Raw genomic sequence first — 11,279 nt, 5'->3', positions numbered from 1 at the left:
TGCTCCAGCGATTGTGCGCCTGATGAAGAGGGCAGCATGGATACTCCGACGATATGGGCCTCAGACAGCCTCTAAGACTCGGATTGAACCCAACAGTTTTGGATTCAATTCGAGCAGACGCGAGTGGGAAAATACAAATTTCGGGCGTTAGAGCGTTTTGCCAAAAGATGATGCTCTTTTGACCATCTTTTGGCCGAGTGGAACGAGTGAAACAGAAAAATCAGGACGGAGAATGAAGGGGGCGGCAGTGTTGTTCCGACGTGCCCTTAATTCGGAGAACTGCTCTAAGTTGGGCAAAAGCTGCTGCGGAAGTTGAAGCAGAAGACGGAGCGTTACCACCAGTTCCCGAGTCTCTCCTGGCCAGCTTGAAAATGTTACACATGTCACTCAGCGGCGTATCATGACAGGAATGAGTGAACGCAAGTATTTCGGGACTGACGGTGTCCGGGCCGTTGCTGGAGCCTTTCCGCTAACCGCTGGCTGGGTCATGCAACTGGGGGCCGCCGCTGGAGAGGTGCTTAAGCGCCAGAGTGAGCGCGCCACTGTGCTTATCGGCAAAGATACGCGCCAGAGTGGGGACATGTTGGAAGCGGCGCTGGCGGCGGGCCTGACCAGCCGGGGCGTGAACGTCATTCACCTGGGCGTGCTGCCCACACCGGGCGTAAGTTACCTGACGCGCCAATTTGAAGCCACCGCCGGGATCGTCATCAGCGCGTCGCACAACCCCTACGAGGACAACGGCATCAAGTTCTTCGGCGCAGACGGCCAGAAACTGAACGACGCCACCGAACTGGACATCGAGCGGGCCATCGACGAGGTGCCCGGCTTTGCCCCGGTGACCGGCGTGCAGATGGGCAGCGTGACCAACTATTCGGAGGCCGAGCGGCTGTACTTTAGCTTCCTGCGCTCCTACGCGCCCGACCTCAGCGGCAAACGTATCGTACTCGACTGTGCCAACGGCGCAGCCTTCCGCATGGCCCCCAGGGTGTTTCAGGCAGCGGGAGCAGATATTTTCGCCGTGTATACCACCCCCGATGGGCACAACATCAACCGGGGCTGCGGCAGCACGCACATGGATCACCTGCAGCGCATCGTGCGTGAGGGCAGTTACGACCTCGGTGTGGCTTTCGACGGCGACGCCGACCGCGCCCTGTTCGTCGATTCACGCGGCCATGTGGTGCACGGCGACCATATGCTGCTGCTCAATGCCCGCGCACGCGGCGAAAAAGCTGTGGTTACCACCATCATGAGCAACATGGCGCTGGAAGTGAAGCTCAAAGACGCCGGAATCCCGCTGGAACGCACCGCCGTGGGCGACCGGTATGTTCACGAACGCCTGCACAGCAAGCACCTGAATCTGGGCGGCGAGCAGAGCGGCCACGTGCTGTTTCTGGACGTGGCCCCCACCGGTGACGGCATCTTGACCGCGCTCCTGACCCTGAACAGCATGATCGAACTGGGCACCAGCCTGGACGCGCTGTACGACGAGCTGGTGATGTACCCGCAGACCCTGGTGAACGTGCGCGTAACCGACAAGAAAGCCATCGCCGCCGACCCCGCCGTGCAGCAGGCCGTAGCCGACGCCGAGGCGAAACTGGCCGGGCAGGGCCGGATTAACCTGCGCCCCAGCGGCACCGAAAACCTGATCCGCGTGATGGTCGAGGGCCAGGACGCCGCCCAGATTCACGAGCTGGCCGCGCAGGTCGCCCGGGTGGTCGAAGAACGCGGCGCAGGCAAGAGCTGAAGCGACCCGTCAAGGCAGGGGCGGACACGGCAAAATCGCTCCGGCCCTGTCTTGGTTCTGGGTAGCCTGGCTTTGGGTAGCCTGGCTTTGGTTCGGTCAGCCTTCCAGCACGTTCCGGCGAAAGCGCTCGAGAATCGCCAGCCCCACCGCGCCGCTTTTTTCGGGGTGAAACTGCGTGGCGTGCAGGTTGCCCTGGCTGAACGCCGCCCAGAACGGCACGCCGTACTCGGCGACCGCGCCGTCGGTCAGCGCCACGTCTGTGGGCACGTAGTACGAATGGACAAAATAGGCGTAGGCGTCGTGGCCCAGCCCGCGCAGCACAGGCGAGTCGCCGCGCAGCTCCAGCGCGTTCCAGCCCATCTGCGGCACCTTGCGCCCCGGCAACGGCACGAACTTTTTGACCGTCCCCGCGATCAATCCCAGGCCAGGCACACCGGGCGCTTCCTCGGATTCCGAGAGCAGCATCTGCATGCCCACGCAAATGCCCAGCAGCGGCACCCCGGCCTTGGCCGCGTCGGTGACCGGGCCGTGGAACCCGCTCTGGTCAAAGGCTTCCATCACCTGCCGGAAGTGGCCCTGACCAGGCACCACCAGCGCGGCGGCGTGCGGCACATCGGCGGGGTCGGCGCTGACCCTAACCGTCATTCCGGCCCGTTCAAGGGCTTTGGCGGCGCTGCGGACGTTGCCCGCCCCGTAGTCCAGCAGCAGGACTTCAGGCATGGGCGGCTCCTGTCAGTGATGAGTGGTCAGTAGGCAGTGCGCGGTGCACGGTGCACGGTGCGCGGTACGTGGCGTACAGAAAAACCCCCCCAGTCACGCTCGCCATCACAGACTTCCTTTTGTACTCGGCATAGCGTCCGAAGTCACCGCTACAGCGTCCCGTAAAGCCCGTGCCAGGGCCTTGATAATCGCCTCAATGACGTGGTGCGCCTCGCGCCCGGCCAGCACCCGCACATGCAGGGTCACGCCCGCGTGATTGCAAAAGCCGCGCAGAAATTCCCGCAGATGGTAATGGGTCATGCCGCCCGCGTCACCGTACACGTCGAGGTTTTCCGGCTCGAAGGCGAGGTGGGCGCGGCCCGAGAGGTCCAGCACCACGTGGGCCAGCGTCTCGTCCATCGGCACGAAGGCGCTGCCGTAACGCTCGGTGCCCTGGCGGTCGCCCAGTGCCTGCGAAAGCGCCTGCCCCAGCGTAATCCCAGTGTCTTCGATCAGGTGGTGCGGTTCTATATGCAAGTCGCCCGTGCCCGAAATACTCAGTCCCAGGCGGCTGTGGCGGGCCAACGCGTCGAGCATGTGGTCAAAAAAACCGTGCCCAGTGGCCGGCGGCTGGTACGCCGGGGCGTCCAGATTCAGCTGAACGGTGAGGTCCGTTTCGCTGGTCTTGCGGGTAACGGTGGCGGTGCGGGTCATGGGGGAATGGTACGCGGTTTGCCGGACACGGTGCGCGGGTTGTTTGGGGTGGCCCTGCTAGACCCACGCCACTTTCCGGCAACTCGAGTGCTCCACAGTGCGCCAAACACTGCTAACTGTGTGGCTAATATTATGTCTTGACCGTAACCGCATTCTGTTATATCCTAAATCCATGAAATTGAGCGATATTCAGAGACGACTCCAGGCCCCGTTTCCTGCTCACATGGTCATGTGGAAGCCGGGAGCGTTCACCAAAGATCGCAGCCGCGCCCTGATGCTGGGGCACATTGACGCCCGCGCCGTGCAAGATCGCCTCGACGCCATCTGTCCCGACGCCTGGAGCTTTGAACTCGAAGTCGTTGCGGGCACCAGTCACCCCGTGGTCAAGGGCCGCCTGACTGTGCTGGGCGTGAGCCGGGAGGATATCGGCGAAGCGGGTGAGGGCGAACTGGGCACGCTGAAGGCCGCCAGCAGCGACGCCCTGAAGCGCTGCGCGGTGCAGTTTGGCATCGGGCGCTACCTGTACGACCTGCCCAAACAGTGGGCCGACTGGGACGACAGCAAACGTGCGCCCAAGCAGCCGCCCGAGCTGCCCGAGTGGGCCCGCCCCGATCACGAGCGCACCCCCGGCAGCGCTCACCTGGTGCAGGCGATGGATCAGTTGAGGTACGAATTGCCCGAAGATCTCGACCTGCAACGCGAAGTGTACAAGCACCTCAAGGCCGCGCTGGGCAGCCTGCACCCGGTGAATAACGGGCAGGCCGCATGACCGCTGCCTCGTTCAAGCGGGTAGCCGAGGCCCCGGCCCACACTCCGGTGAGCGTTGACAGGCCCCTGAGCAGCGAGTGGACGCCGCCCGCGCTGCCCGACTCCCTCGGCCTCATCAAGGTCATGGGCGGCGTGCTGGCGCTGACGCTCCTCAGTTGCTTTCTTCTCAGTGTGACCTGAGCCTTATACGGACTCGTAGAGCTGCGCCGCACAGGGGCAGGCGGTGCCCTTCTGGGCCAGCAGCGTAGGCCCTATTTTTCTCATACGGTAACTTCAAGGGGCTTGTGTCAGGCAGATTGTCACTGCGTCTTGACCAGAGAACGGGGACGGAAAGGCGCAGACAGGAGCGCGGGGCACGGCACCTTGCCTGAGCTAGCATCTTCCCCATGCTGACCAGGCCGAGTGCGCCGACTGCCGCCTTCATAACCGATGCTCCGCGTGTGGCGGGCAGTGAGGTCTGGCTGCGCGACCTGCTGCCGCTGCTGGGCGGGTACGGGGTGCAGCCCAGCCTGTTCCTGCCCCGCCGCGAGACCCTGACGCCCTTTGCCGAAGCCTTTGCTGACACCGACGTTGCGCTGCACTGGTACGACGACCCCGCCGCGCTGCCTGAACTGACCCGGCCCTATCACCTGCGGGTGGTGCAGGCGTGGGAGCCGCGAACCTACGCCCAGCTGCTGCCCCGGCTGGCCGCGCCGCGCGTGGTGGTCAGCCACGACCAGCTGGATTACCACTACCCCGCGCCGATTCGCGCCCTGTACCGCGAGATTTACCGGGTGACCAAAGCCAGGGCCATTGCCAGGGCCGACGGGGTTATCACCGTTTCGGACTGGGGCGCGGCTTTTTTAAGCGGCCGGATGCACCTTGACGGCGTGCAGGGCATGACCAACGGCGTAGATACGTGCAGGTTTCGCCCCGCCGACGCCCCCGAGCGGGCCGCCCTGCGCGAGTCCCTGGGGTTCGGGGGCTTTACGGTGCTGGTGCCGGGGCGCTTTACACTGGAAAAAAACCAGTTGCTGGGCGTTCTGGCCGCCCGCCACGCCCCCGAGCTGGACTTTGTCTTCGTGGGCGATATGGATTCGGGCTTCGGGAAGCTGGCGCAGACGCTCAAAGCCCGCCTGAGCCTGCATAACGTGCGCTTTTTGGGACGGCGCTGGGACATGCCGGAGCTGTACCGCGCCGCCGATGTCCTGCTGCAACCCACCCTGGCCGAGAACCAGTCGTTGGTCACCCTGGAAGCCATGAGTTCCGGCCTGGCCGTCGTGACCACTGCTATTCCTGCACAGACCGAACTGGTGCGCGGGGGCGTGGACGGGCTGTGCATTCCGGCAGACCCGGCGCTAATCGCCACCGCCCTCAGTGCCCTGAGACAGCACCCGGAGCGGGCCAGGGCTTTTGGCCTCAGCGCCCGCCAGCGCGTGCTCGAGCGGCATACGGCCCAGCAGAGCGCGGCGCGACTGGCCGAACTGCTCAAATCGTTTGCCGAGTGAACTGGGCCATTTTGAACTCAATCCGAGCGGACGCGAGGAGGAAAGATTCAGAGCGGCATCCATATGGGGCCTGCCCGCTGTCTTGGGCAAAACGGCACCCGTATGGGGCCTGCCCCCCTCTTGGTCAGGGCGCAATCCGTATAAGAACAACCCTGGCGCGAACTTCTTTGTGGCTCAAGTCCGTGCAAAAGAGGAAAAATCACGCCATACTCGGAGGCGCTTAAAATTTTACGCAGTCCCCGGAGGATTTCTTATGTCCGAAGCAGTCATCGTTTCTACCGCCCGCACGCCCATCGGTAAGGCTTACCGTGGCTTTCTGAACGACACCCACGGCAGCGACATCGGTGCCCACGCCGTCCGGCACGCCATCGAACGCGCCGGAGTCAGGCCCGAGGAGATCGAGGACGTTATCATGGGGTCCGGCAATCCCGAAGGGGCGACCGGCAGCAACATCGCACGCCAGATCGCCTTGCGGGCCGGGCTGCCCGTCAGCGTCAGCGGCGTGACCGTCAACCGCTTTTGCTCTAGCGGCCTCAACACCATCGCGTTGGCGGCCAATCACGTCATGGCCGGGCAGGGCGACGTCTTCGTGGCGGGCGGACTGGAAAGCATCTCGCTGACCCAGAACGAGCATGCCAACACCTACCGTCTGCGCGGCGAGTGGCTTATGGAGCACAAGCCCGAAATCTACATGCCGATGCTGCAAACCGCCGAAGTGGTTGCGCGGCGCTACGGCATCAGCCGCGAGCAACAGGATGAGTACGCCCTGCAAAGCCAGCAGCGTACAGCCGCCGCCCAGCAGTCGGGCAAATTCGACGACGAGATCGTGCCGATGACAGCCACGATGAAGGTGCAGGACAAGGCCACGGGCGAGATCAGCGATAAAGAAGTGACCCTGAAACTTGACGAGGGCAACCGTCCCGAAACCACCCTGGAAGGCCTGCAAAAGCTGAAGCCCGTGATCGAGGGCGGCGTGATTACGGCGGGCAACGCCTCGCAGCTCTCCGACGGCGCGGCGGCGGTGGTCGTCATGAACGCCGATCTGGCCCGTGAACGCGGCCTGCAACCGCTGGGACTTTTCAAGGGCTTTGCCGTCGCTGGCTGCGAACCCGACGAAATGGGCATCGGCCCGGTCTACGCCGTGCCCAAGCTGCTAAAGCGCCACGGCCTGAGCGTTGACGACATCGACTTGTGGGAACTGAACGAAGCCTTCGCAGTTCAGACCCTGTACTGCCGCGACCAGCTGGGTATCGACCCGGCCAGGTACAACGTCAACGGCGGCGCCATCAGCATCGGGCACCCTTACGGCATGAGCGGCGCACGCCTCACCGGGCACGCTCTGCTTGAAGGCAAGCGGCGCGGGGCCAAGCACGTCGTCGTGACCATGTGCGTCGGCGGCGGCATGGGCGCGGCGGGCCTGTTCGAGGTGCTCTGAGTTAAGTACACTGCGTTTATCTTGTAGATAAACCGCGCGGAGCGCGTAGCAGAAGAAAGTACGTTGGAGCGGGAATGGAAAGGTTCCGGTGCTTTCCCGGAATCTCGCAATGTTAGCTTCAACGTACTTAACCTATACGGACTCTGTCGGTGCTCTTACGGGTTTTAACGCAACACACGGCAGTCCAGATCACCACTAAAGACGCGCTCAGGGGAAGCCCGGCGCGTCTCTTGCAGTTCCGGTAGTGTGGCTCTGGGCCGACGCCACACCAGAGCGCGTGCTATTTTTTCCGTTATGCGCGTACTTCACACCGCCGATTTCCATGCCGGACGGCTCCTGCGGGGCTATGACCGCACTCCCGAAATTCACGAGGCGCTGGTCGAGATCGCGGCGCTGGCAAAATCCGAGCGGGCCGACGCGGTGCTGATCTCCGGCGACCTCTTCGACACCGGGAACCCCTCCGCCGACGCCGAGGCGGCTGTGTTCGACTTCTTTTTGCGGCTGCGCGACGCGGGCATTCCGGCTATCGCCATCGCCGGAAACCACGACAGCCCCGCCCGCCTGGGCAGTGTCACGGGGCTGCTTGGCTGGATCGGCATTCAAATGGTCGCCCAGCCCACCGCCAACCCGCTAGACATGGTGCGCGGCATCGAAACGAAGTCGGGCGAGTCGCTGGTTGTGGGCGCTTTGCCCTATCTCTCGGAGCGCAGACTGGTCAAGGCCGCCGACTTGCTGAACGGCGACGTGGGCGCGTGGCGGCAGAAATACCGCGAAGGCATGGGCTTTTTTCTGCGGCGGCTGGGTGAGGGCTTTCGCGCAGGCAGCGTGAACATGCTCATGGCCCACACCACCATCGACGGCGCGGTGCCCAGCGGTTCCGAGCGCACAATCGAGTTCGACCTGACCAACCAGTACACGCTCTCGGGCCTGCAACTTCCGGCGGGGGCGCAGTACGTGGCACTGGGGCATATCCACAAGCCGCAGACCGTTTCTGAAGCGCCGCTGGCCGCCTATCCGGGCAGCATCATTCAACTCGATTTCGGTGAGGGAGGCGAGAAAAAACAGGTTAATTTAGTCGAGGTAGAAGCCGGACGCACCGCCCGCATTACCCCGATTCCGCTGGCGAGCGGGCGCGAACTGCGTACGATCCGTACCGATCTGGATACGTTAGAAGCTCGGCTGGAACGCGAAAAGGAGTTCACGGGGCTGCTCAGGGTGGTCGTGCGTGCGCCGGGAGGCACCGCGCTGCCGGGCCTCAAGGACCGCGTGCTGCGGGTCGCTCCGAACAGCCTGGCCGTCGAGCTAGACGCGCAGCATGAAGAGCTCGCCCTGCCCGAATTAAGACGCGAGGGCCTGAGCCTGATGGAACTCTATGAGCGTTACTGGCAAGAAAGGCGCGGCGAGTTGCCCGCTGACCTCCGCGCCGCGTTCAAGGAAGCTGACGAAGCCGCCCGCGAGGAGATTCCGGCATGACCAGAACTTCCACCACTTGCCCACAGGAGGCCCCATGCGCCCGCTGAAACTTGACCTCCAGGGCTTCACGGCCTTCCGGCAACTGACCGAACTGGATTTTAGCGACCTTGAACTGTTCGCGCTGGTCGGGCCGACTGGCAGCGGCAAAAGCAGCCTGCTCGACGCCATGACCTTCGCGCTGTACGGGCAGACTGCGCGGCTGGGCGCTTTGGGCCTCGACGCGCTGATCTCGCAGGGCGAACGCGCCCTGAGCGCGTCTCTGACCTTCGAGGTCGGCGGCGTCACCTACCGCGCCTCGCGCACCAAGGGCCGCAAGCAGGCCGAAAACGAGGTGCGCTTCGAGCGCCTGGACGAAGATGGCCGCTGGACTGGCCTCAACGACGGCGGCAGCAAGGCCATCTCCGAACGCATCCGCAAGGTGGTGGGGCTGGACTTCAAAACCTTTACCCGCAGCGTCATGCTGCCACAGGGGGAATTTGCCAGCCTGCTGCACGGCAACGGCAAAGAGCGTCAGATGCTCCTGGGCGAACTGACCGGTCTTGACCACGTGCAGGAGATGCAGAAGGTCGCCTCCGAGCGGGCCAGAGACCTTAAGGCCGAGTCGCAGAGCCTGAACAATGTACTGCTTAGCGAATACGCCAGCGTGACCCCCGAACTGATCGCCGGGCTGCGGGCCGAACGTGAACGCACCGACGCGGAGGCCCAGCAACTCAGCGAGACCCGCGAGCAACTACAAACCCAGGTCAACCGCCTGCACGAAGCCGAAAAAATCTGGCGGCAGCACGAGGAAACGGCCCGGCGACTGAGCACCTTGCAGTCGCGCTCGGCCAGTATCCAGCAGGGCGCCACCAGAGCGGCCCAGGCCCGGCGCGTGGCGGGCGTCATGCCGCTCATCGACGCTGCCGAGCGTGCCCGAATCGCCCACGAACGCGAGGCCCGCGAATTAGCGCAGGCTCTGGCCGCAGCCCAGAGTGCCGCGCAGCAGAGCGACCAGGCCGCCGCGCACGCCTCACAGGCCCAGGCTCAAGAAGCCCGGATTCCGGAACTTGAACAGCGGGCCGAAACCCTGCGCGAGGCCGAAGCCGATGCCGCTCGCCTCAAACGCGCTGGGGGCACGCCTCAGACGACCCACCCTAGCCCGCTCCCCTGGGACGAAGAGGCTCACCACGCCGCCCGTGAAGCCGCCCAGAAAGTCGAAAAGATCAGGCTGGAGCGCGTGCAACTCGAAACCCAGAAGGTCAGCCTGAAAGCGGCCCAGGAACGCTTCGCCGCCGAGCAAAAACTGCACGCCGCCGAGAGCGACGAACTGGAGCGGGTCAGACGCGAAGGCACCACCGCCAAAGCGGACCTTGCAGCCGCCCAGAAGAACCTGGAAGAAGCCAAGCTCGAAGGCGGGCTAGCCTCCTACCGCCCGCACCTGCATGTCGGTCAGGACTGCCCGCTGTGCCTGCAAACGGTCAGACAGCTGCCTCAGGCGCCTCTGGCAGACCTGCGTGCCCTGGAACAGAAAGTCACCATGCTGGCTGCCACCCAGGACGAGCGCCGCAACCGCTTCAGCGAACTCCGCGGCCAGCTTAAGAGCCGCGAAACGTGGCTGAGCGAAAAACTCGCCGAGAACACTGACTGGGAAGCGCAACTGGCCCAGCGTGAACAGGATCTGCGGCAACTCGAAAGTCACATCACGGGCGATCCCCAGACCGAAGCGTTGCGTCTGCTGGCTGGGCTGGCGGCGCGGGTTCGGGCCGCAGGCAGTGACCCCGCAGCCGCCCGGCGACAAGCCCTGGGGGACATCCAGAAGATTCGGCAGGAGATTCAGAATACGGCCAAGGCCCTGGCCCGCGCTCAGGGTGATCTCGCCGCTGCCAACGCGACGCTAAAAGCCACGCAGTCTAGTGCGGCGCAGCGGCAAGCTGACTGGCAACAGACCCAGCAAGGATTAGAAGCGGCCCTGACCGCCTTGCAACTAAATGTCCCACAAGCCCGCGCAGCGGCGTTACCCGAAAACGAAATCACGTCTCTTGAGCACGCGGCGCGTGATTACGCTGCCCAGGTCGCCCAGTTGCAGCAAGCTGTGGCCGAGCTGGAGCGGCAGCTGGGCGCTTTTCCCTTTGTGCCCGCAGAACTTGTTCAGGCAACGCGTGACCTTAGCGCTACGGACGCCGCTCTGAGCACCATACGGGAGCGGGCCGGAAGCTTGGCAGAGCAGGAACGAGCAGGCCGCGAACGTCTGGAACGGAAAGGTGAAATTGAAAGCCGCGCCGCAGCCGTAGCGGGCCGTTTCGACACCTGGCAGGCCCTGACCAACAGTCTAAAAGCCAACGAATTCCAGCAGTTCCTCCTCGCCGAAATCGAGGCCCAGCTGCTGGCACGGGCCGGAATCCTCCTTCACGAAATCAGCGACGGACGCTACCGCCTGGCACTAGAAAATGGCGATTACGTGGTGCAGGATCTCTGGAACGCAGGCGAAGCACGCGGCGTCAAAACCCTTTCCGGCGGCGAAACCTTCCTGGCGTCACTGGCTCTTGCCATAGCCCTGAGCGATTACCTGGCCGGAAACAAGATTCTGGGGGCACTGTTCCTCGATGAAGGCTTTGGCACCCTTGACCCTCAGGCCCTCGAAGCTGTAGCCGGAGCTTTAGAAAGTCTCCGCACCCAGGGCCGGATGGTCGGGGTGGTCACCCATGTCGAGAGTCTCTCGGAACGCTTGCCCAGTCGTCTACTGGTGACCAAGAGTGTAGCGGGGAGCAGCGTTCAACGCTTAGACAACTAAGAATGTGTGCCCCTCCAAATTAGGGGCATGAACTGGGGGCGCACGTTTGGGATACACAAACAGCGCAAAGCCCCCCAGTTTCCTGGGGGGCCTAAAGGTCAGATGGTAAAGAAGAGAAGTGTATTGTGGAGCGCTATAGAAAGGAGGTGATCCAACCGCACCTTCCGGTACAGTTACCTTGTTACGACT

At 63.7% G+C, this 11,279-nt stretch carries 9 protein-coding genes; 7 read left to right on the top strand and 2 right to left on the bottom strand.

The features are described 5' to 3' along the window. Positions 1 to 409: 409 nt before the first annotated feature. On the top strand, positions 410 to 1,744 hold the full coding sequence (gene glmM / locus QZ269_RS10230) for a phosphoglucosamine mutase (protein WP_291426612.1): 1,335 nt from the start codon (positions 410 to 412) through the stop codon (positions 1,742 to 1,744). 96 nt (positions 1,745 to 1,840) lie between these two features. On the opposite strand, the gene hisH is transcribed toward glmM, so the two are convergent. Together hisH and hisB are read right to left on the bottom strand one after the other, a co-directional pair. Beyond that, positions 1,841 to 2,464, bottom strand: a complete 624-nt coding sequence (hisH, locus tag QZ269_RS10225) for an imidazole glycerol phosphate synthase subunit HisH (RefSeq protein ID WP_291426611.1) — start codon at positions 2,462 to 2,464, stop codon at positions 1,841 to 1,843. Between the two features lie 105 nt (positions 2,465 to 2,569). Continuing rightward, on the bottom strand, positions 2,570 to 3,157 hold the full coding sequence (gene hisB, locus QZ269_RS10220; protein ID WP_291426610.1) for an imidazoleglycerol-phosphate dehydratase HisB: 588 nt from the start codon (positions 3,155 to 3,157) through the stop codon (positions 2,570 to 2,572). 172 nt (positions 3,158 to 3,329) lie between these two features. Between hisB and ddrA the strand changes: the two genes are divergently transcribed. The 6 genes from ddrA to QZ269_RS10190 all read left to right on the top strand — a co-directional run bounded on the left by ddrA (position 3,330) and on the right by QZ269_RS10190 (position 11,090). Next, positions 3,330 to 3,926: a single-stranded DNA-binding protein DdrA gene (gene ddrA / locus QZ269_RS10215; protein WP_291426609.1), complete on the top strand. Its 597-nt coding sequence runs from the start codon at positions 3,330 to 3,332 to the stop codon at positions 3,924 to 3,926. After that, positions 3,923 to 4,105: a hypothetical protein gene (locus QZ269_RS10210; protein WP_291426608.1), complete on the top strand. Its 183-nt coding sequence runs from the start codon at positions 3,923 to 3,925 to the stop codon at positions 4,103 to 4,105. Before ddrA ends, QZ269_RS10210 begins: the two co-directional genes overlap by 4 nt. Before the next feature lie 206 nt (positions 4,106 to 4,311). Then, on the top strand, positions 4,312 to 5,412 hold the full coding sequence (locus tag QZ269_RS10205) for a glycosyltransferase family 4 protein (RefSeq protein WP_291426607.1): 1,101 nt from the start codon (positions 4,312 to 4,314) through the stop codon (positions 5,410 to 5,412). A 253-nt stretch (positions 5,413 to 5,665) separates the two neighbouring features. Beyond that, positions 5,666 to 6,847, top strand: coding sequence for an acetyl-CoA C-acyltransferase (locus QZ269_RS10200; protein ID WP_291426606.1), 1,182 nt, complete (start codon positions 5,666 to 5,668; stop codon positions 6,845 to 6,847). Between the two features lie 294 nt (positions 6,848 to 7,141). Beyond that, positions 7,142 to 8,320, top strand: coding sequence for an exonuclease SbcCD subunit D (locus QZ269_RS10195; protein ID WP_291426605.1), 1,179 nt, complete (start codon positions 7,142 to 7,144; stop codon positions 8,318 to 8,320). A 34-nt stretch (positions 8,321 to 8,354) separates the two neighbouring features. Next, complete coding sequence (locus tag QZ269_RS10190) at positions 8,355 to 11,090, top strand: SMC family ATPase (RefSeq protein WP_291426604.1); 2,736 nt, start codon at positions 8,355 to 8,357, stop codon at positions 11,088 to 11,090. Positions 11,091 to 11,279 lie beyond the last annotated feature (189 nt).

Source organism: Deinococcus sp., assembly GCF_018260405.1.
GTDB lineage: Bacteria > Deinococcota > Deinococci > Deinococcales > Deinococcaceae > Deinococcus.
The sequence above is the reverse complement of the archived record's forward strand: the minus strand, read 5'-3'. Positions and strand labels throughout refer to the sequence as shown.